The organism is Amycolatopsis sp. NPDC047767, assembly GCF_040704195.1.
In the GTDB taxonomy this organism is placed as follows: domain Bacteria; phylum Actinomycetota; class Actinomycetes; order Mycobacteriales; family Pseudonocardiaceae; genus Amycolatopsis.
Genome location: NZ_JBEYSJ010000003.1, coordinates 311,620 through 332,305, shown reverse-complemented (window position 1 = coordinate 332,305; position 20,686 = coordinate 311,620). Strand labels below are relative to the sequence as shown.

17 protein-coding genes are annotated in these 20,686 nt (G+C 69.3%); 12 read left to right on the top strand and 5 right to left on the bottom strand.

The annotated features are described in order from the left end of the window. The first annotated feature begins 453 nt into the window (after positions 1-453). From AB0878_RS07730 to AB0878_RS07710, 5 genes are all read left to right on the top strand, one after another. Positions 454-2,169 (top strand): ABC transporter ATP-binding protein, encoded by a 1,716-nt coding sequence (locus AB0878_RS07730; RefSeq protein ID WP_366577553.1) that lies wholly within the window; start codon positions 454-456, stop codon positions 2,167-2,169. A 418-nt stretch (positions 2,170-2,587) separates the two neighbouring features. Next, positions 2,588-5,014 carry a nitrate- and nitrite sensing domain-containing protein gene (locus tag AB0878_RS07725; RefSeq protein ID WP_366577551.1) on the top strand — a complete coding sequence of 809 codons (2,427 nt, stop codon included), beginning with the start codon at positions 2,588-2,590 and terminating at the stop codon, positions 5,012-5,014. 51 nt (positions 5,015-5,065) lie between these two features. After that, positions 5,066-5,491 (top strand): roadblock/LC7 domain-containing protein, encoded by a 426-nt coding sequence (locus tag AB0878_RS07720; RefSeq protein ID WP_285970952.1) that lies wholly within the window; start codon positions 5,066-5,068, stop codon positions 5,489-5,491. A 34-nt stretch (positions 5,492-5,525) separates the two neighbouring features. Then, positions 5,526-5,894, top strand: a complete 369-nt coding sequence (locus AB0878_RS07715; protein WP_285970953.1) for a DUF742 domain-containing protein — start codon at positions 5,526-5,528, stop codon at positions 5,892-5,894. After that, positions 5,875-6,465 carry an ATP/GTP-binding protein gene (locus AB0878_RS07710; RefSeq protein WP_285970954.1) on the top strand — a complete coding sequence of 197 codons (591 nt, stop codon included), beginning with the start codon at positions 5,875-5,877 and terminating at the stop codon, positions 6,463-6,465. Before AB0878_RS07715 ends, AB0878_RS07710 begins: the two co-directional genes overlap by 20 nt. A gap of 70 nt (positions 6,466-6,535) precedes the next feature. On the opposite strand, the gene AB0878_RS07705 is transcribed toward AB0878_RS07710, so the two are convergent. Then, positions 6,536-7,909 carry a tryptophanase gene (locus tag AB0878_RS07705; RefSeq protein WP_366577549.1) on the bottom strand — a complete coding sequence of 458 codons (1,374 nt, stop codon included), beginning with the start codon at positions 7,907-7,909 and terminating at the stop codon, positions 6,536-6,538. A 45-nt stretch (positions 7,910-7,954) separates the two neighbouring features. Next, positions 7,955-9,088 carry a tryptophan dimethylallyltransferase family protein gene (locus AB0878_RS07700; RefSeq protein ID WP_366577547.1) on the bottom strand — a complete coding sequence of 378 codons (1,134 nt, stop codon included), beginning with the start codon at positions 9,086-9,088 and terminating at the stop codon, positions 7,955-7,957. A gap of 341 nt (positions 9,089-9,429) precedes the next feature. On the opposite strand from AB0878_RS07700, the gene AB0878_RS07695 reads away from it, so the two are divergent. Then, positions 9,430-10,251 (top strand): methyltransferase domain-containing protein, encoded by an 822-nt coding sequence (locus AB0878_RS07695; protein WP_366577545.1) that lies wholly within the window; start codon positions 9,430-9,432, stop codon positions 10,249-10,251. A 78-nt stretch (positions 10,252-10,329) separates the two neighbouring features. Here the strand turns inward: AB0878_RS07695 and AB0878_RS07690 are convergent, their stop codons facing one another. The 3 genes from AB0878_RS07690 to AB0878_RS07680 form a co-directional block, all read right to left on the bottom strand. Continuing rightward, positions 10,330-11,640, bottom strand: a complete 1,311-nt coding sequence (locus AB0878_RS07690; RefSeq protein WP_366577543.1) for an MFS transporter — start codon at positions 11,638-11,640, stop codon at positions 10,330-10,332. A gap of 36 nt (positions 11,641-11,676) precedes the next feature. Further along, positions 11,677-13,002 carry an MFS transporter gene (locus AB0878_RS07685; protein WP_366577541.1) on the bottom strand — a complete coding sequence of 442 codons (1,326 nt, stop codon included), beginning with the start codon at positions 13,000-13,002 and terminating at the stop codon, positions 11,677-11,679. Positions 13,003-13,172: 170 nt separating this feature from the next. Continuing rightward, entirely contained in the window at positions 13,173-13,943 is a 771-nt protein-coding gene (locus AB0878_RS07680; protein WP_366577539.1) for an IclR family transcriptional regulator, read from the bottom strand. Between the two features lie 217 nt (positions 13,944-14,160). On the opposite strand from AB0878_RS07680, the gene AB0878_RS07675 reads away from it, so the two are divergent. The 6 genes from AB0878_RS07675 to AB0878_RS07650 are packed head-to-tail and all read left to right on the top strand — an operon-like array spanning position 14,161 to position 20,619. After that, positions 14,161-14,763, top strand: a complete 603-nt coding sequence (locus AB0878_RS07675; protein WP_366577537.1) for an SRPBCC domain-containing protein — start codon at positions 14,161-14,163, stop codon at positions 14,761-14,763. Next, positions 14,760-15,644, top strand: a complete 885-nt coding sequence (locus AB0878_RS07670) for an FAD binding domain-containing protein (protein WP_366577535.1) — start codon at positions 14,760-14,762, stop codon at positions 15,642-15,644. The genes AB0878_RS07675 and AB0878_RS07670 overlap by 4 nt, the downstream gene beginning before the upstream one ends. Beyond that, the gene (locus tag AB0878_RS07665) at positions 15,601-17,919 is read left to right on the top strand and encodes a xanthine dehydrogenase family protein molybdopterin-binding subunit (RefSeq protein WP_366577533.1); all 2,319 of its coding nucleotides are present in this window, start codon (positions 15,601-15,603) and stop codon (positions 17,917-17,919) included. The genes AB0878_RS07670 and AB0878_RS07665 overlap by 44 nt, the downstream gene beginning before the upstream one ends. Next, the gene (locus AB0878_RS07660; protein ID WP_285970963.1) at positions 17,916-18,395 is read left to right on the top strand and encodes a (2Fe-2S)-binding protein; all 480 of its coding nucleotides are present in this window, start codon (positions 17,916-17,918) and stop codon (positions 18,393-18,395) included. Before AB0878_RS07665 ends, AB0878_RS07660 begins: the two co-directional genes overlap by 4 nt. Then, positions 18,392-19,177: an alpha/beta fold hydrolase gene (locus tag AB0878_RS07655; protein WP_366577531.1), complete on the top strand. Its 786-nt coding sequence runs from the start codon at positions 18,392-18,394 to the stop codon at positions 19,175-19,177. Before AB0878_RS07660 ends, AB0878_RS07655 begins: the two co-directional genes overlap by 4 nt. Next, positions 19,174-20,619, top strand: coding sequence for a UbiD family decarboxylase (locus tag AB0878_RS07650; protein ID WP_366577529.1), 1,446 nt, complete (start codon positions 19,174-19,176; stop codon positions 20,617-20,619). Before AB0878_RS07655 ends, AB0878_RS07650 begins: the two co-directional genes overlap by 4 nt. The last annotated feature ends 67 nt before the right edge of the window (positions 20,620-20,686 follow it).

Below are 20,686 nucleotides of genomic sequence, written 5' to 3'. Positions count from 1 at the left end.
CCGCGGTACCGCAGGGCCAGCGCGACCGCAACGCGAAGGCAGCGGGAATGACCAACGACCTCCGCCACACGACGCCCGCTCGCCAACTCCATGCCGCCCTGCCACTCGCGACACAACCCACGACGCCGCAAGGCCAACGCGACCGCGCGAAATCAGCCGCCCGGCGACGCAACGACCTCCACCGCACAACACCCGCCACCTTCGCATCACCCCGTCGCTTGCGGCCGAACCCACGGTGCCGCAGGGCCAGTGCGGCCACACAAACCCCAGCCGACCACAACGCGAAGGCGGCGGAATGACCATCGACCTCCGCCACACGACGCCCGCGCGCCAACCCTGCGCCGCCTTGCCACTCGCGACACAACCCACGACGCCGCAGGGCCACCACGCCCACGCGAAACCAGCCGACCGCCCACACCAAGCCGCGGCCGAGTACCCCGCGAAGGCAGCACGATGAGCGTCACTCACCTCTACCGCACGACTCTCCTCCGGCAATGGCGCGGCGGGCTCGTGCTCCTGGCCTGCTCCGCGCTCGAAGGGGCGCCGGCGTTTTTCTCCGGGCGGTTGGTGGAGCTGGCCGTCGATCGGGGGTTCGCGGTGGGGGCGCCGGGGGTGGGCGTTGGTTATCTGGCGTTGTTCGGGGTGGCGGCGCTGGCCGGGGCGTTCGGGTCGCGGTTGGTGTGGCGGCAGCTCGGCCGGGTGGTGGAGCCGTTGCGGGACGCGCTGGTGACGGCGGTGGTGCGCGGCGTCCTGCACGACCCCAGCCCGCCGCGGAATGCGGCTGATGCGAGTGGCGTCGCGAGGATCACGCAGCACGTGGAGGTGGTGCGCGACGCCACGGCGGGACTGCTGGTGCAGGCCCGCGCGATGGTGGTGACGACGGCGGCGGCGATCGTGGGGCTGGCGACCGTCGCGGGGCAGCTGCTGTTGCCGGTGGCGGTGCCCGTGGTGGTCGCCGTCGCGGGGTTCGCGGTGCTGTTGCCGTCGCTCGCGCGCAGGCAGCGGGCGTTGGTGCTGGCGGACGAGCGGACCGCCGAGACCACCGGCGCCGTGCTCGGCGGGATGCGGGACGTGGTGGCCTGCGGGGCTGAGCCAGGGGCGGCGTTGGCGGTGTACGACGCCGTCGAGAAGCAGGCTGAGGCTGCCGTCAAGGTGGCGTATTCCGGGGCGGCGAGGTCGTTGGTGATCTCGCTCGGGGCGTTCGTGCCGTTGATCGCGAGCCTGGCGGTCGCGCCCGGGTTGGTCGAGAGCAAGCAGCTGACAGCCGGGGCGGCGCTCGGCGCCTTGGTCTACCTGGCGACGACGATGCAACCGGCGCTGCGAGGCCTGGCCGCCACCGCGAGCACCGTCGTGCTCCGGCTCATCGTGGCGCTCAAGCGGCTGGCCGAGACCGCGGAAGTACCACCGCCGAAACCCGAAACCCGAAAAGCCCACGGCACCGACCTCGAAGTCCGCGGCCTCACCTTCCGCTGGGGTGCCGCGCCCGAACCCGTCGTGCGTGGACTGGACCTCGACCTGCGCGCGGGCGATCACCTCGCCGTCGTCGGGCCGAGCGGGATCGGCAAGTCGACACTCGCGGGCCTGCTCACGGGACTGCTCACACCCCAGGCCGGCCGGGTGCTGCTCGGCGGCGTGCCCGTCGCCGAAGCCGCCAACCGGCACGAGCTCATCGCTCTCATCCCCCAGCAGGCCTACGTTTTCGCCGGCACGCTGCGTGACAACCTGGGCCTCTTCGCTCCCACCGCGTCGGACGAGCACCTCCTCGACGCCGCCCGAGCCGTCGGCGCCGAGGAGCTGCTCACCCGCCTCGGCGGCCTCGACGCCGAGCTCGGCCACGAAGCCGAAGGGCTCTCCGGCGGCGAGGCCCAGCTCATCGCCCTCGCCCGCGTCCACGCGAGCGCGGCGCGCATCGTCATCCTCGACGAAGCGACGTCCACTTTGGACCCCGCCGCCGAGGCCCGCGCCGAACGCGCCTTCACCCACCGCGGCGGCACGCTGGTCGTGATCGCGCACCGCCTGTCCTCAGCCATGCGGGCGCGCAGCGTCCTGGTGCTCGACGGACGAGAGACGCTGCTCGGCAGCCACGCCGAACTACTGGTCCAGTCAAGTCGATACGCAGCGCTGATGCAGGCCTGGCTACCCGCCGAACCAATCCGGACAGGACACTGACCCGCCCAGCCCACCGAACACTCGGACACAGTCGACTCGTATGTCGACAAATCAATTCGGCGACTACCCGGCCAGTGGGATTCACCACCTTCCCCCGGATTTCGCATTCACCCGTTCAGCTCAGCACACGTCCAAGAGGTTGCCTGCTGGGGTCATCACCACCAGAAATGCCGGTAATCGACTCCTCACGCGAAGTGATGGGTCACGGTGGGCCACTCATCGGCAGGTCGAGCTTCCGATCAGTGGCACCATGATGGCCCGGTTCATGGTAAAAAACGGACCCTGATCTGTTCCGTGGTGAAACGAAGGGTGAGTCGAGGACTCGTGACGACGGCCGCCCCGGTCCCACCGTCGTGTCCGCTTCCCCTGCCGGCTTCCGGCTTTTCGCCGACTGTGACTCAGGAGTTCGTGAATCGTCGTGGAGAACAAAGATGAGTCCGACAAGGCGTACGACAAGTCGATCCGGAAAAGGCTGACCAGGACCGTTCTCATCCCGAGCATCACGCTGCTGGTGCTGGTGGCCGCGGTCTCGTCGTACTTTTTCATCAACGGCCTGTACGTGCGCCTCGTCGCTGTCTCCGTGCGTGAGGTGTCGATCCCCGCGATCCAGGCGCTGTCGTCACTGCAGCAGGAGCGCCAAGTCGCGCTTCAGTTCCTCGACACCCCCAACGCGGGGATCGGCGAGCTCCAGCAGCTGCAGAAGGGCACCGACGAGAAGCTCAGGGGCATGCAGGACGCCTTCGCGTCCACCATCTCGAGCGCGCCCGCCGAGATCGCCGACAAGGTCACCGCGCTGAAGACCCAGCTCGACCAGCTGCCGGTGCTGCGTTCGCAGATCAACTTCCGCACCATCGGCCGGGCGCAGGTGAACAGCTACTTCAACGGCGTGCTCGACACGGCGTCGACGCTGTTCGACACGCAGGCCCGCATCGTGCCCGACGCGACGGCCGTGCAGGGCGCGATCTCCGCGACCTCGCTGTTCCGGGCGACGGACCTGATGTCGCGCGAAACCTCGCTGGTGACCAGCGCGCTCGCGAGCGGCACCTTCGCACCCGACGACTTCGTGCAGTTCACGCAGCTGACGGGCTTCTACCGCACTCAGGTCAGCCAGATCGCGCCGTTCCTCGAGCCCGCGGTGCGCGACGACTACCAGGCGCTCGTGGCGAGCCCCGGCTGGAAACAGCTCACCGACGCGGAGAGCGCACTGGTGAAGCACGGCCCGTGGACGCCGGAGGACCGGGACACGGTGCCAGTCACCTCAGCGGACTGGCTGACCCTCACCGGCCAGGTCTCGAACAGCCTCACCCAGCTGACGATCGCCCAGGGCGACGAGGTGTCCGCCGCCGCCATCGATTCCGGCGACTCGCAGCTGCGCAACGCGATCATCGGCAGTATCGCGGCCCTGATCGCCTCGCTGGTCGCGATCATCGTCGCCGTGCGCGTGTCCCGATCGCTCGTCGACCGCACCCTGATGACGCGGCTGGCGCGCCTGCGCAACGACTCGCTCGACCTCGCGCGCAACCGCCTGCCGAACATCGTCGACCGGCTCAAGAACGGCGAAGCCGTGGACGTCGGCGCAGAGCTCCCGCAGCTCGACCACGGCCGCGACGAGATCGGCCAGGTGGCGGAGGCCTTCAACGCCGCCCAGCTGACCGCCGTCAACGCGGCCGCGAGCGAGGCGAAGGCCCGCAGCGGTGTGCACAACGTGTTCCTCGGCATCGCCCACCGCAACCAGGTGCTGGTGCACCGGCAGCTGCAGATCCTCGACGAGATGGAAAGCCGCGAGGAGAACTCGACGCAGCTGGCGTCGCTGTTCCAGCTCGACCACCTCGCCGCCCGCGCGCGCCGCACCACGGAAAACCTCATCATCCTCGGCGGCAAACAGCCCGGTCGGCGCTGGCGCAAGCCGGTGTCGCTCATGGAGGTCCTGCGCGCCGCCGTCTCGGAGACCGAGCAGTACTCGCGGGTGCAGGTGGAGCAGGTGCCCGACGTGTCGATCGTCGGCTCGGCCGTGGCCGACGCCATCCACCTGATCGCCGAGCTCGTGGACAACGCCACGTCGTTCTCCCCGCCCGGCTCGCCGGTCGAGGTGACCAGCCGCATGGTCGCGCGCGGCGTCGTCGTCGACGTGTCCGACCAGGGCCTCGGCATGAAGGAAGCCGTGCGCGAGTGGGCCAACGCGATGATGGCCGACGCGCCCGAGTTCGACGCCATGGCGCTACGGGCCGACTCGAGCCTGGGCCTGTTCGTGGTCGCGCGCCTGGCTTCGCGCCTCGACATCACGGTCACGTTCGACCCGTCCCGGTACGGCGGCACACGCGCCACCGTGCTGATCCCGTCCCAACACCTGGCCGGCAACGAGTCGGTCGACGCCGTCGGCAACGCCGAGTTCCGGTCCGAAGCCCCGCGTGAGCAAGCCGGGGTGCTGGAGCCGGTGGGCGGTGCCGCGCGTCCGGCACTGGAAAGCTCACCGCGTGTCATGGAACCCACCAGCTCGTTCACCGGCCAGATCCCGATGAGGCGAGACGCCAAGCCGAGGCCGTACCCGGCTCGTGCGTACACCCCGGGCGAGCCGGAACCCCCGCAACCGCAACCGCCGGTCCAGGTGCCGGTCGCCGCGCCGGCGGAACCGGCCCGCGAGCCCGATCAGAGCCTGCTGGTCGGCGACGACCGGCCCCGGCTGCCCCGGCGGCAGCCGCAGCAGAACCTCGTCGCACAACTGCAGCAGGACGACCCGGGTGACCAGGACGTCGACGTCGCAGGCACCGGCGAAGCCACGGCCCGCACGCTGCTGGCGTTCCACAAGGGCACCCGCCGCGCCCGTGGCGGCACCGACGATGCCTAGTCCGCGACAGCACACAGGAAAGTCCACACAGGAAAGTCAAGGTCTCTCCGCATGAACGAGTACGGGAACTCCAAACCCGACCTCAACTGGCTCCTCGACGATGTCGTCCACCGCGTCGTCGGCGCGCAGAACGCCATCGTGCTGTCCGCCGATGGGTTGCTGCTCGGCAAGTCGAGCGGCATGAGCAAGGACGACTCCGACCAGTTGTCGGCGATCGCGTCCAGCCTGCAGAGCCTCGCCAAGGGGGTGAGCCGGCAGTTCAACCGCGGTCCCGTGCTGCAGAACATGATCGAGATGGAGGGCGGGTACCTCTTCGTGTCGGCAGCCGGCCAGGGCGCGTGCCTCGCGGTGCTGGCCGGCGCCGATGTGGACGTGGAGATGATCGCCTACGAGATGAACCGGCTGGTCAAGCGCGTCGGCGACTACCTCGCCTCGGCGCCGCGCGAAGCCGCCACCATGCTCAGGGAAGCCACGTGACGACTGCCGACCTACCTGTTCCCGCGGAGGCGGTATGACAGACGACAACTGGTACGACGAGGCCGCCGGACCGCTGGTGCGGCCCTACACGATCACCAGCGGCCGCACGCCGTCCGAAGGCGCGCAGCTCGACGTGTCCACGCAGGTGATGACCCTGCAGTCGGAACAGGAGCCGGCCGGCCTCGGCCCGGAGCACCTGGCGATCACCCGGCTGTGCCGGCGGCCGCTGTCGGTCGCGGAGATCGCGGTCTACGTGAAGCTGCCGCTCGGTGTTGTCCGGGTGTTGTGCGGCGACCTGATCGAGCGCGGCCTCGTCATCACGCGGTCCCCGTCCCACCAGCCGGCCCAGGCGCCGGACCACGAAACTCTCCAGGCGGTTCTCGATGGCCTCATCAAGCTCTGACGGCAAGGGCGCCGACTCGGTCCCCACACCGGTCAAGATCATCATCGCCGGTGGGTTCGGCGCCGGGAAGACCACCATGGTCGGCTCGGTCAGCGAAATCCCGCCACTGTCCACCGAGGAGGTGCTGACCGAGGCGAGCCACGGCGTCGACGACCTGTCCGGTGTCGAGCGCAAGAAGACCACCACGGTCGCACTCGACTTCGGCCGGATCACGATCTCACCGCGCCACGTGCTGTACCTCTTCGGCACGCCGGGCCAGGAACGCTTCTGGTTCATGTGGGACGACCTCGCGCGCGGCGCGATCGGGACCATCGTGCTCGCGGACACGCGCCGCCTGGAGACGAGCTTCGCGGCCGTCGACTTCTTCGAGCGCCGGCGGATCCCGTTCATCGTCGCGGTGAACTGCTTCGACAACGCCCCGCGCTACACCGCCGACGAGATCCGGGAGGCGCTGGTCGTGCCCGACCGCGTGCCGATCGTCATGTGCGACGCGCGGCAGCGGGACTCGAGCAAGATCGCATTGATCCGCCTCGTCAAGCACGCGATGACCGTGGTTCCGCAGCCTGCGTGAGACACCGGCTTCCATGGAACGCAGTGGAGGGTCACTCCCGACCGGAAGTAACCCTCCACTGTGGACTGGATCAGACGACGGGTGCCATCGTCAGGTTGAAGTGCCGAAGGATCTTCGGCGCCTCGACGATCCGGTAGCCCGGCACGCTTTCCGGGTTCTTCGCGATGTCACTCAGGATCTCGGCGACGTAGTCGTAGTGGCCCCGGGAGTAGGTCCGGCGCGGCAGCGCCAGCCGGACGAGCTCGAACGGCGCCGGCGTCACCAGCTCGTTGTTCTCGTCGAGCTCACCGATGTAGAGCGAACCCAGTTCCGCACAACGGATCCCGCCCGCCAGGTACAGCTCGCACGCGAGCGAGTGGCCCGGGAACCGGCTCGCCGGCAGGTGCGGCAGCAGGCGGCCGGCGTTGAGGTACAGCGCGTGGATGCCGGGCGGCTGCACGATGTCCACGCCCGCGTCGTTCGCGAGCTGCGCCAGCCGCGCGGCCTCGGCCGCCCGCGCCTCGAGGTAGTGCGGGTCGAGCACCTCCTGCAGACCCCTGGCGAGACGGTCGAGATCGTGGGCGCCGAGGCCGCCGTAGGTGCGGAACCCCTCGGTGGCGATGAGAAGCGCCTCACAGCGCTGCGCGAGCTCGGGATCGCGCAGACCGATGAACGCGCCCATCGGCGAGATGCCGTCTTTCTTCAGGCTGGCCACGCAGCCGTCGACGAGGCCGAACGCCTCCTCGGCCACCTCGCGCGGCGTCTTGCCCGCGTAGCCCTGTTCGCGCTGCACCACGAGCCAGGCGTTCTCCGCGAACCGCGCGGCGTCGAGGAAGATCGGCACACCGTGCGCGCGGGCCAGGCGGCTCGCGGCGGCCAGGTTCGCCATCGACACGGGCTGGCCACCGCCGCCGTTGTTGGTGATCGTGACGAGCACCATGCCGACCCGGTCGGCCTCCGGGCCGGTGAGCAGCTGCTCCAGAACGTCGAGGTTGATGTTGCCCTTGAACGGTTCCAGGCTGTCGAGGTCGCCGAACTCCGCGCACGGCAGGTCGCGGGCCTCGGCGCCGAGCAACTCGACGTTGGCGCGCGTGGTGTCGAAGTGCGTGTTGCTCACCGAGATCTTGCCCGGCCCCAGCACGTTCGTGAACAGCACGCGCTCGGCCGCACGGCCCTGGTGCACCGGCAAGAGGTGGGGGTAGTGCGTGAGCTCGCTCAGCGCCTCGCGGAAGCGGAAGAACGACTCGGAGCCTGCGTAAGAGCGATCCGCCGCCGCGGCCGCCGCCTCCTGCTTCGCGGAGACCGCGCCGGTTCCCGAGTCCGTGAGGAGGTCGATCGAGACCATGTTGGCCGGCAGGTTGAACGCGTTGTAGCCGGCCGCGGCGAGCGCGCGCTCACGCTCCGCGCGGGTGGTGACCGGGATTTCGGCGACAACCTGGGCCCGGTAGGGCGGGAAGGTCCGCATCAGGTATTTCCTCCACTGTCTGGTGTCGGTGAAAAACTACCGCAGTCACGAAACCGGTCCGAGGACCGGCCTCTTTCGAGCCGGCAGAACCTGATATGCCTCGGACGACAGGTAGACGGTGATTCCCGAGCCGAATTCCCCCATTCTCAGAGCAACGTGCGCGATCAGCCCGACACCGGCACTCAAAGGCCGCTGCGAAACCGCTGCCAGGGCTTTGTCCAGTTTTGTCCCGTCGAAGCCGTACTGCGCGAGAACGGCGTGCGTGCGGGCGTTCGCCACTTCGTCATCGGGCACATAGCTGCGAATGGGAAGATAGACGCTGTAGTTGGCCGGCCGGGCTCCTGATCCCTCGACGAAAGAATAACTGGAGACCAGCGGCCGGCCTTCGAACGGACCTTTCCCGCCGCCCAGCACGGCGAGGAACTCGCGGATCAGCAGTGGGTCGGCGCCGGCCACCAGCTCCCCCGCGAACTCGACGTCGGACGAGTCCGCGGCCTCGTGCGACACGTACACCTTCACCCGCGAGAGAGGATCGTCGTCGAGGTCGAGCGCGAAGAACGAGAAGTTGTCCCGCTCGCCGCGGCGCAGCGCGTGCTCGATCATGGGATCGAACGCCTCGTCGATGTTCAGCCGGCGCAACCCTTCACTGACCAGAGAATCGGCCATCGAGGGGCCGCTGATCTGCGGGTTCAGGTAGACCTTGATCTTCGGCGCGCGGCCGGGCCGGAAAATCAGGGAGTACCACAGCGTGAACGGTCCCTGCCGCTCCTCGTGCGGCAGGAACAGGTCGGCGACGGCGTCGAGCCGGTCGGTGACCAGGCCGTACTCGCCGGCCACCTGGTCGAGGAACTCGCGGGGACTCCTCGACCCGACGGTCTCGCCGAGGACCCGCACCACGCATTCGCCCGTGGTGTCGAAGGCGAGCGAGAATTCGACGGGAGTTGTGTCGTCCGCCACATTCGAGGGGAATTCAGGAGGTGTCGCCAGGCTTTTTTCTCCCTGCGGGCCCAGCAGGCCGCGCAATAAGCCCAGGTGACGGCCGTCCGTGCCGTCGAAACCGACTACTTCACAAAGCCGCTCGAGTTGTCCGCTGAGGTGGGTGTACATCGATAAATCAGCCATCGACACACTCGCTCCGACCATGACGCCGTATTCACCATTCATTCGTGCTTTGCGCATTCGGCCTAACGCTGCCACCGCCAGTTGGCGGGCAGACAAGAGAGCCGTCGATAGATTAGACGGAGGAATACTGCGCCGCTACGTCTGACGGGGCGATCCGGCCACGAAAAGCTGTGTCTGAGTGTGCCTGCGGGGCCAAAGAGTTCACCTGAACAACGCATCGACACGAAGCCGTACTGGAGGTACGCGGGCGCGCACACGCGAGTCGGTGCCCGGCGCGCAGCCCGGTTGGCGGCTGGACGCGTTCCGGGGCCGATGCCATCATCATCCGCGCCATCAGGCGGGTCCGAAGGGGTGCAGAAGTGACTTCAGTGACAAACACTGGCGGAGTCGAAGAGTCCGTGCGTGGCTATTACAACGCAGCCATCGACGCCTATGCCGTGATGATGCCCCAGGATGCCTGGCATCACGGCGACGAGCGTGCTCACAACGCGGGACTGTCCTCGGAGGAAGCCGCGCTGGACATGCAGCGCCAGTTGGTCGCCGCGACCGGGATCACCGCCGGCGACCTCGTGCTCGACTTCGGTTCCGGGGTCGGCGGCGCGGTGGTCAACATGGCGGAGATGTCGGGCGCGCGGTTCGTCGGCATCTCGAACAACGACGCGCTGACGGCGAAAGCCCAGCGGCTGGCCGCGGCGCGCGGCTTGGCGGACAAGGCGTTCTTCCACTCCGTCGGGGACACCGAGTACCGGACGCTCGGGGCGTGGCCGGACGCCGCGTTCGCGGCCATCACCTACCAGGAGTCGGTGGTCCACCTGCCGGACAAACAAGCCTTCTTCAACGCCGCGTTCCGGGTGCTGCGCCCGGGCGGCACGCTGGCCGCCGTGGACTGGATCCAGCGCCCGTGGGGCGATCACCGCAGCCCCGAGCAGATCGAGGCGGTGATGGCCGAGGTCAACCGCGGGTTCTGCATCCCGTACCACGCCACCGTCGAGCAGTACCGGGACATGCTGGTCTCCGCCGGGTTCGACGTGCGCGAAGCGGTGGACCTCTTCCCGTCCGGCCCTTGCTGGGGCTCGACGCCCGAGGAGGAGCGGGACAAGTGGCTCACTTACGAAGGTGACCGCAACGATCTCTTCCACGACTCGAAAATCGCGCTCGACGCGGCCCGGGCCGCCGGCGTGTTCTCCGTGGCCAAGCTGGTCGCAACCAAGCCGGCCTAGGGTCCATCCCTTGCAGGACAGCGTTTTGCCCGGTCCGCCGAGTGACGACGGACCGGGCAAGGCACCACAGCTGAAGACCTATTCGACGGCTTCGATCCGCCGCCCGGTCGAGTCGGGCGCGGCCAGGGAGAGCACCGCCGCCGCGACCGGGCCGACGATGCCGAACGCCAGTGCGAGCGGCACCGTGCCGGCGATCGACAGCGCGATGAGCGGGAACAGCCCCGCGCCCAGTCCGCGGCCGGCGTAGTAGCTGAGGTTCGAGCCGGTCGAGCGCACGCGCGTGGGGAAGAACTCGGCCATCCACACGCCGAGCACGCCGAAGCCGCTGGCACCCGCGGCGCACAACATCAGCGCCCAGAACGTCGGCGCACCCCAGAAGTTCGACCCGATCTTCGCGTTGTGACCCACCACGAGGATGAGGAACCAGGCGAAGCCGACCACGCCGAACGCGCCGGCGACGAACATGGCCCACTTGCGCTTGATCTTGTCGGACAGCGCGCCGGCCATCGGATAGGTGACCGCCGTGACGATGAGGTTGAGCAGCACGATCAGGCTGGCCGTGCCCAGCGGCACCTTCTCCACCTTGATCAGGAACGTCGACAGGTACGAGATCATCGAGTTCGTGGTGAGGAACAGCGCCGTCGCGATGCCCATGAACAGGATGGTGCCGCCTGCATAGCCGTTGCGGAACAGGTCCAAGATCGGCACCTTGGTACGCCGCTTGTCCTCGGGAACGCGGCCCTCGCGAAGCTCCCGCTGATAGGTCCGCCACTGCTCCGACTCCGGCAGCATGATCGCCGACAGCACACCGATCAGCAGCGTCACGCCACCGATGACGATGTAGCCCGCGCGCCAGCCAGTCGCGGTGCCGAACTGGACGATGCAGAAGTAGATGACGCCCTCGGTCACGATCTGCCCGACGATGTACATCGACTGGATCGAGCCGCCCATCAGGCCGCGCTTGCTCGTCTTCCACGCCTCGGCGAACATCGAGTACGACAGGCCGAACAGGCCACCCATGCCGACGCCGGCGAGCAGCCGTGTGAGCAGGAACAGCAGGTAGTTCGGCGCCAGCCCGCCCAGCAGCGCGGCGAGCCCGAAGACGACCACCGAGCCCGTGTAGGTCCAGCGGCGGCCGTAGAGGTCACCGAGCCAGCCGACGAGGATGCCGCCCGCGATCGAGGCGAAGCCTTGCAGCGTCGCGACCTGCACGATCTGGATGGTGCTCACGTGCAGGCTTTCCGACAGGTACGCCAGCGGGTAGCCGACGAGGTTCAGCTCCGCACCGTCGAAGAGCGTGCCGAGGAAGGCGAAGATGAGGATGCGCGCGGTTGCCGGGTGGACGCCGGTGCCCCCGCCGGTTGGGGCGGAGATGCGGACGGTCGACATGCGGGGGCCTTTCGCGGGGGTCGGGAGGAACGAGGATCAGTCGGGCAGCTGCTGGCCGCGCGTCTCGGGGCAGAACGGGGCGACGACGAGGCCGAGGATGTAGATGAGCCCGACGACGGTGGCGGCGACGCCGTACCCGCCGAGCTGCGAGATGATCGCGCCCGCGGTGAGCGGGCCGAGGAAGGCGACGAAGCGCGCCGCGTTGAACACGAACGCGGCGCCGGTCGCGCGCAGGTGCGTCGGGTAGAACTCGGGCAGCCACACCGGCATCCACGTGTACTGGCCGAGGGTGAAGAAGCCGTTGACCACGAGCACGACCACGATCAGGCCGAGGCTGTGCGTCCACAGGAACAGCACGGGCGTGAGCACCAGTGACGCACCGAAGAACAACAGCACCGCGGGTTTTCGGCCGAAGCGGTCGGCGATGAAGCCGAACGAGATGTACCCGGCGATGGCGCCCGCGTTGTAGATCATCCCGGCCGCGCTGGCCCACGACTGGCCCGAAGCACCGTTCTGGGCCGCGACCGAAGAGACGTACGCGGGCACCCAGGTGGAGATGCCCCACCAGCCCAGCGTTGTCACCAGGGACATGAGCGACCCGAGGATGGTCAGCTTGCGCAGCTTGGGGTCGATCATGATCTGGCGCAACGTGAGCCGCGTGAACGACTGCTCGTGCTCGGTGAGCGCCTCGCCCTTGCGTTCCTTCAGTTCCTTGCGCCGCTTGTGCGCGCTCTTCCAGTTCTCGGACTCGGGCACCGACTTGCGCAGCCACAGCGCGAACACCGCCGGCAGCACGCCGATGAGGAACATGTAGCGCCACGAGTCCGCACCCAGCGGCGCGATGAACAGCCAGCAGGCCGACGCGATGAAGAAGCCCAGCCCGAGCCCGCACTGCATGAGCCCGGCGGCCTTGGCCCGCGCGTTGGCCGGCCAGGTCTCGGCGACCAGCGACGTGCCCGTGCCCCATTCGGAGCCGAGCGCGAAGCCGGTGATGAAGCGCAGGACCAGGAACGACGTCCACGACCACGACACGGCGGTGAGGCCCGTGAACGCCGCGTACAGGACCATCGACGTCAGCAGCGCCCGGCGCCGGCCGAAGTAGTCGGCGAAGACGCCGCCGAGGATGCCGCCGAAGCCCCAGCCCAGGAGCGTCACGGCGATGGTCGCGCCGGTCAGGAAGGCGACCTGGCTCGCGGGCGCGCCGGGGTCGAGCCGCTTGAGCACCACCGCCGCCGTGAGGATCAGGGCGTAGGTCTCGAAGCCGTCGAACAGCCAGCCGAGGTTGGCTGCGATCAGTGACCGCCACTGGGTGCGGGTCAGGGTCTTGGTCCACGAGGTGGGTTTGACGGCTACGTCGCTCATGGCCATCTCCTTTCCGGGCCGCCATGGGCCGGATCGAGATTCGAAGGGCGGGACACGTTGTCCTCTATTGAGGACATTGAGTCCCGCATGCGGCACATTAAGCGAGCCGGTCGACAGCGGTCAAGAAACGCGCGACCAGGCAAGATCGGAATACTTCCGCAGATGCGGAACTATTCTTCGATTTTCACCGCACCTCCGGTGCGATCGGTGATCCTGAGTCCGCATTCGCGGATCAGCGAGCCATGCTGATCCACAGTGGACTCGTTCAGCTCCGAGGAGAACGCGAGCGTGCAGACGACCATCGACACGCGCCGCTGAGCGTCGAACACCGGCGCCGCCAGCCCGGACTGACCGAGGTCGAACTCCCTGATGCTGACGCTGTAGCCGCGCTCGCGCGTGGCCGCCAGCTCCGCACGCAGCGCGGCCCGCGTGGTGACGGTTTCGGCTGTGAAGCCCTCCAGCCCGTAACGATCCGCGAGCCGCTCGACGTTGGCCGGGTCCTCCCACGCGTAGAACGCGCGCATGATCGCGGGCGCGGAAAAGGGGAACGTGTCGCCGATGCCGACGGTGATCCGCACGCCCTTGCCGCGGTCACCCTTGGCCAGCACGGAGTACTCGGCGGCACCGTGGCGCTGCACGGCGAAGACGATGAAGCCCGTGCGCTGGCTCAGCGAATCGAGCTCCTGCTGCACGATGTCGGTCATCCAGTCCTCGGACACGCGGGCCATCGAGAGCAGCCGCGGCCCCAGCGACCAGCCCCCGCGGTCGCCGCGCGTCGCGGTCCAGCCGGCTCGCTGCAGGGTGCCGAGGATGTTGTACGCCGTGCTGCGGTTGAGCCCCAGCTCCTCGATCAGCGCCCCGGAAGACACCGGCTCCGGCCAATCGCGGGCAATTCGCTCCAGGAGCCGCACCGCGTTCAGCACCGCCGGAACGTCGCTCATGATCCGTCACCCCTCGCCATTCTGCTTGAGCGCACGGTAGCCGAGCCCTTTCCGGACTCGCCAGGACCTGTTGCTGGTCCGGCCAAAAGCAGGCCGACCCCGCTACGGCACGCAACCGCCGCGACAAGGTCATCCGGCCGTGACTGTGGCTGGATCAGCAACCATTGATACAGTAACGTCCTGTGGAGCAGACACTTAGTCCTCTATGGTGGTCATTATGAAGCTTGGATCCTCCTTTGTCGTCCCCGCGGACCACAAACGCGTGTTCGCCCATTTCCTCGACCCCGACACGATGCGGGTCGCCATCCCCGGCGCCGCGGAGCTGGTCCGTTCGGACAGCACGCACTACCGCGGCAAGCTGGTCAACGAGATCGCGCACGTGAAGTTCAGCGCCGGGTTCTCCGCCGAGATCACGGAGCTGACCGAGCCCGAGGAAGTCAAGGCCCTCCTGAAGGGCGAGGACCACAAGCTCGGCAGCTCGATCAAGATCGACGCCCGGCTCGGCGTGCAGCCCGACGGCGCCTCCTCGTCCAAAGTGGACTACAGCCTCGACGTGGCGATCTGGGGCAAGATCGGCCGCATGGGCGAGTCGATCGTCCGGCGCCGCTCGCAGGAGGTGGAGCGGGAGTTCGTGGCCGCGTTCGCCGAGATCTGCGCCGCGGGCCCGCCCGGGCCGGACAACCCCGGCCTGGCGAGCGTGATCGCCAAGCGGGAAGGCCCGAAGAAGCGGGTCGCCGAGACGCCGGCCGGTGACGCCGCGCCCGCGAAGGAATCGTGGTGGCGCCGCCTGCTCGCCAAGCTGTTCGGCGGCAAGAAGTGACCGCCTACCACTACCCCACCACGCTCGACGAGACGTGCGCGCTCCTCGACGACGGTGAGGACACGATGGTCTACGGCGGCGGCACGGCCGTGCAGATCCTGCTCAAGCAGGGTGTGCTGTTCGCCACGGACCTGGTCGACATCGGCGGCGTGCCGGGCCTGGCCGAGATCACCGAGACCTCGAAGGGGCTGCGCGTCGGCCCGCTGGTCACGTTGCGGCAAATGGAGACCAGCCCGATCGTCCGCCGGGTCGCCCCGCTCGCGGCCGAGGTGTACAGCCGGGTGGCCAACCCGCGCGTGCGCAACACGGCGAGCGTCGGCGGCAACATCGCCCACGGCGACTACCGGCTCGACCCGCCGACGGCGTTGATGGTGCTCGACGCGACCGTGGAGCTCACCTCGCGCCGCGGCTCGCGCAAGGTCGCCGCGCGCGAGTTCTTCGTCGACTTCCAGCAGACCGCGCTGGAGCACGGCGAGCTCGTGTCGGCGATCGAGATCCCCAGCCAGCCCGAATCCGCCGGCGCGCACTTCGCGAAGCTCTCCAGCCTCGCGGCCAACGACTGGCCCGCGGCCTCGGCGGCGGCGCTCGTCGTGGAACGCTCGCGCGGCAAGCGCGACGTCCGGCTCGGCCTCGGCGCGTTGAGCCACGTGCCCGTGTTCCTGCAGTTCGAGGCAGCGACCGACACGTCGGTGGACGACGTCGTCACCGCAGCGAAGGACGCCGCGACGCCACTGCTCGACCCGCTTCCCGACGTGCGCGGGAGTTCCGACTACAAACGGCGCCTCGGTCTCGTGGCCGTCGAAGAAGCCATCCGCAAGTCCTGGAAGGAGGGCAGCGATGACCACCGTCGAGTCTCGATCTTCGGTCGCCGCCGTCGGTGAGCGCTGGGCGCGTGTCGACGGCCGGGCCAAGGTCCGCGGCGAGCTGCGCTACGCGGCAGACCAGCCCGTGCGACCGTGCCTGGACGTCGCCGTGCACCGCAGCACGCGCCCGCACGCGACGATCACCGCCATCGACACGAGCCGCGCGCTCGCGGCCGAGGGCGTGGTCGCCGTGGTGACCGGCGCCGACCTGTACGCGGAGTTCGGCGACCGGCTCATGACCGGGCCGGCGTTCTCCGACCAGCCGTGCCTCGCCTACGGCAAGGTGCGCTACGTCGGCGAGCCGATCGCCGCGGTGATCGCCCACGGCGTCAAGCAGGCGCGGGAGGCGGCCGAGCTGATCGAGGTCTCCTACGACGAGCTCGAGCCGGTGCACGACGTCGACAAGGCCGTGCAGGGCGCACCGTTCGTGCACGACGAGCTGCGGCCGTCGATCGTGTTCGGCGACCTGAAGCACCTGCGCGGCAAGCGCGACACGAACGTCAACTACGAGTACAACCTGCGCAAGGGCGACCCGTCGAGCGTCAGCGGCACCACGGTGTCGTACGACTTCTGGTGCCCGCCGACGCACCACGTGCCGATCGAGCTGCCGTACGCGGCTGCCTGGTGCGAGGGTGACCGGCTGGAGCTGATGGCGACCACGCAGACGCCGTCGTACGTGCGCCAGTCGCTGGCCGACCTGCTGGACCTGCCGCTGAACCGCGTCCGCGTGCGCACCGCGCCGCTGGGCGGGAGCTTCGGCGCGAAGATGTACGACCGCCTGGAACCGCTGGTCGCGGCGCTGGCGTGGACGCAGAAGGCGGCGGTCAAGATCACGGCGACCCGCGAAGAGGCGTTCCTCCTCACCACGCGCCACGGCTGCGCGGTGGCGGGCAGCATGACCGCGGACGAGAACGGCATGATCGTGGCGTCCACTTCGGACGTTCGCTACGACACCGGCGCGTACGCCGACGTCGGCCCGCGCATCACCGCGAAGTCGGGCCTGGTCGCGCCGGGTCCGTACAAAGTGGACAACGTGCGCGTGCGGTCGCGGTGCGTGTACACGAACAAGCCGTCGGCCGGGCCGTTCCGCGGGTTCGGCGTGCCGCAGGTCACGTGGGCGCACGAGTCGCTGGCCGACGAGCTCGCGCGGCAGCTCGGTGAGGACCCGGTGGAGTTCCGGCGCCGAAACATGCTGCGCGAAGGCGACATCGCACCCGTCGGCACGCCGATGCACAGCGCCGACTTCCTCGGCAGCCTCGACGCCGTGACCGAGGCGATCGAGTGGGGCACGCCGTTCGTCAAGCAGGAGGGCACGCTGGTGCGCGGCCGCGGAGTCGCGGTCGGCGTGAAGGCCGTGCTGACGCCGACGATCTCCAACGCCGTGGTGCAGCTCAACCAGGACGGCTCGGCGTCGCTGCTGATCAGCACCATCGACATGGGCCAGGGCAGCGACACGATCATGGCGCAGATCGCGGCCGAGGTGCTGTGCCTCGGCGAGGGCGACGTGCGCGTGATCCAGGCCGACACCGACGTGACGCCGTACGACACGATCACCGCCGGCAGCCGCTCGACCTACCACACCGGCAACGCCGTGCGCCTGGCCGCGGAGAACATGCGCGACAAGCTCGTGGAGCTGGCGGCGGAGCGCTTCGGCGTGGAGGCGACGGACATCAAGCTCACGTCCGACGGTCTCGTCAGCGCGCAGACGCAGGAAACCGTCTCTGTGTCGGAGCTGCTGCACGGGCACTTCGGTGCGCGGGGCACGACGTTGACCGCGGAGGCCAACTTCACCACGTCGTGGCAGCCGTACGACCACGAGAACGGCCTGTCGCCGCAGGTCACCGAGCACTGGTTCGCCGGCGCGGCCGCGGTGCAGCTCACCGTGGACACGGCGACCGGGCGCATCCACATCGAGCACCTGGCCGTGGCCGGTGACGTGGGCCGCGCGATCAACCCCGCGATGGTGGAGCAGCAGCTCTCCGGCGCGGCGATCATGGGCATCGGGCACGCGCTGTTCGACCAGATGGTGTTCGACGAGGGCCAGATCGTGAACGGCACGCTGCTGGACTACCAGCTGCCGTCCATCAAGGACATGCCGGACAAGCTCACGCCGATCATCATCGAGAGTCCACACCGGACGGGCCCGTTCGGCGCGAAGGGCGTCGGCGAGACCACCATCATCCCGCTCGCGCCGGCCATCGCCAACGCCGTGCGCGATGCGACCGGCGTGCGCATCACCACGCTTCCCCTGACGCCCGAACGCGTCCTGACCGCGCTGGAGGAACAGCCGTGAGGGAGATCGAACTGAAGGTCAACGGCCTGCGCCGCAAGCTGGGCGTGGCCGACGACGAGCTGCTGCTCGACGTGCTGCGCCGCGAGTTCGGCACCACGAGCGTGCGCGAAGGCTGCGGGGTCGGCGCGTGCGGCGCCTGCACGGCGCTGGTCGGCGGCAAGAGCGTGTCGACGTGCCTCTCGCGGGCCGCGCGCTTCGACGGTGCCGAGATCACCACCGCCGACGGCCTGCCGGACGACGACGAGGTGGTGGACGAGTTCGTCGCCAACCGCGCGATGCAGTGCGGCTACTGCATCCCCGGGTTCGTGATGATGGCCCACGAGCTGCTGGGTGAGAACCCGCAGCCGACCGACGAAGAGGTCGTGGAGCACCTGGAGGGCAACATCTGCCGTTGCGGCACGTACTCCGAGATCCACGCCGCGATCAAGGCCGCGGCCACGCGCCGGGCCGCCAGGAACGAAAGGGCCACCGCGTGAACGTCGAAACCTCGCAGGGCACGCTGCACGTCCACCGGACGGGCACGTCCGGCCGGCCGCTGCTGCTCCTGCACCCGCTCGCGCTGTCCGGAGCGGTCTGGGACCCGGTCGCGCGGTTCTTCGAGGACAAGGCCCAGGTCCTGGCGCTGGACGCACGTGGCCACGGCGAGTCCACTTGGAACGGTGCCGACTTCACCGTCGACGACATGGCGGCGGACGCGGCGGCGGTTCTGGAAGCCGCGGACGCCGGTCCCGCCGACGTCGTCGGCCTGTCCATGGGCGCCAGCACCGCGCTGGCCCTCGCGGCGACGCGGCCCGAACTCGTGCACCGGCTGGTCCTGGCCGACGGCACGGCTTACTACGGTGACGACGCCGTGCCCGTCTGGGCGGAGCGAGCCGAGCGCGCGACGACGGTGCCCCGGGACAAGCAGCTCGACTTCCAGCGGGACCGGTGGTTCGCCGAGCCCTTCCTCACCGGCCACCCGGACGAGGTCGAGCGCGTCTGCGAGATCTTCCTCAAGACCGACTCCGCGGCTCACGGCGCGGCCTGCCGCGCCCTCGGCGGTCTGGACGCACGCACCCGCCTCGGCGACGTGAAGGCCCCGACGCTCGTGGTCGTCGGCGAGGAGGACTACGCGACTCCGCCCGCGATGTCCGAGGCACTGGCGGCGGGTATCGCGAACGCCGAGCTGCGGGTGCTGGAGAAGACGCGGCACCTCAGCCTGCTGGAGCGACCGGACCTGTGGCCCACGCTCGCCTCGTTCTTCGGCGGCACGCAGTGACGGACGAACCCCTCCTCAGCCTCCGCACCCACCTCGACGCGATCGCCGGCTACGGTGAGCTGCGCGAGGTGAAGGGCGCCGACTGGGACCTCGAGCTGGGCGGCATCGCCGAGCTGAGCTACCGGATGGACCCGCCGCCCGCGTTGCTGTTCGACGACATCAAGGGCTACGCGAGTGGCCTGCGCGTCCTGACGGGCAGCACGGGTTCACCGCGCCGGCTGGGCCGCACGCTGCGGCTCGGCGAGGACCTCGACTCCGTCGGCGTGGTGGACGCCCTGCGCGGCAAGCCGTCGCAGTGGTCGGCCACGGCGCGGGACTTCCCCGTGCTGCCCGTGACGGACGCGCCGCTGCTGGCCAACTCAGTGCCCGGATCCGAGGTCAACCTCCTCGACTTCCCCGTGCCCCGCTGGCACGCGGACGACGGCGGCCGTTTCATCGGCACCGGCTGCTTCGTGGTGACGTCCAACCCGGAAACCGGCGTCCACAACGGCGGCTGCTACCGCATGGAGGTCCAGGACGACGGCCGTGGCGTCACCGTCGCCATGGTCCCCGGCAAGCACGGTGACCAGAACGTGCGCGCGTGGTTCGAGAAAGAGGGCCGCGCGCCGGTCACGGTGTCGTTCGGCCACGACCCGCTGTTGCTGGTCCTCGGCGGCACGGAGGTGCCGGGCGGCGTTTCGGAGCTGGAGTACGCGGGCGCGGTGCTGGGTTCTCGGGTGCCGGTGGTGCTCGGCCCCGACACCGGGCTCCCCATCCCCGCCGGCAGCGAGATCGCCATCGAGGGCTGGCTGCGGCCGGACCACCAGCGCGACGAGGGCCCGTTCGGCGAGTGGACCGGGTACTACTCGGGCAAGCGCCGGCCGAACCTGGCCATCGACATCACGCGCATGTACTACCGCGACAACCCGATCCTGCTCGGCGCGCCGCCCGGGAAACCGCCGCACGACTACTCGTACATGCGGACCGTGATGAAGTCGGCGATGATCCACGACGAGCTCGCCGCCACCGGCGTGCCGGGTGTGGTGAAGGCGTGGGCACACGAATCGGGCGGCGGGCGGCTGTTCATCGCCGTCTCGCTGCAGCAGAAGTACCCGGGACACGCGCGGCAGGTCGCGTACCTGGCCGCCCAGTGCCCCGCCGCGGCGTACATGAACCGCTACGTGGTCGTCGTGGACGACGACGTCGACCCCGCCGACCCGGACGAGGTCATCTGGGCCATGTCGACCCGCAGCGACCCGTCGCGCGACATCGAGATCATGAAGCAGACGTGGGGCAGCAAGCTGGACCCGCTGTACGTGGACGGTTCTCCCGCCTACAACAGCCGCGCCATCATCGACGCCTGCCGCCCCTTCGAGCGCCTGGCCACCTTCCCCAAGGTGGCCACCAGCGACCCGGCGTTCCTGACCTCGCTCGCCGACAAGTGGCGTGACGTGCTCGGCTGACCCACCCCGATGCGGCGTTGGTTGCGTTGAACGCACCCGATGTGGCGTTCGGTGCGCTCAACGCACC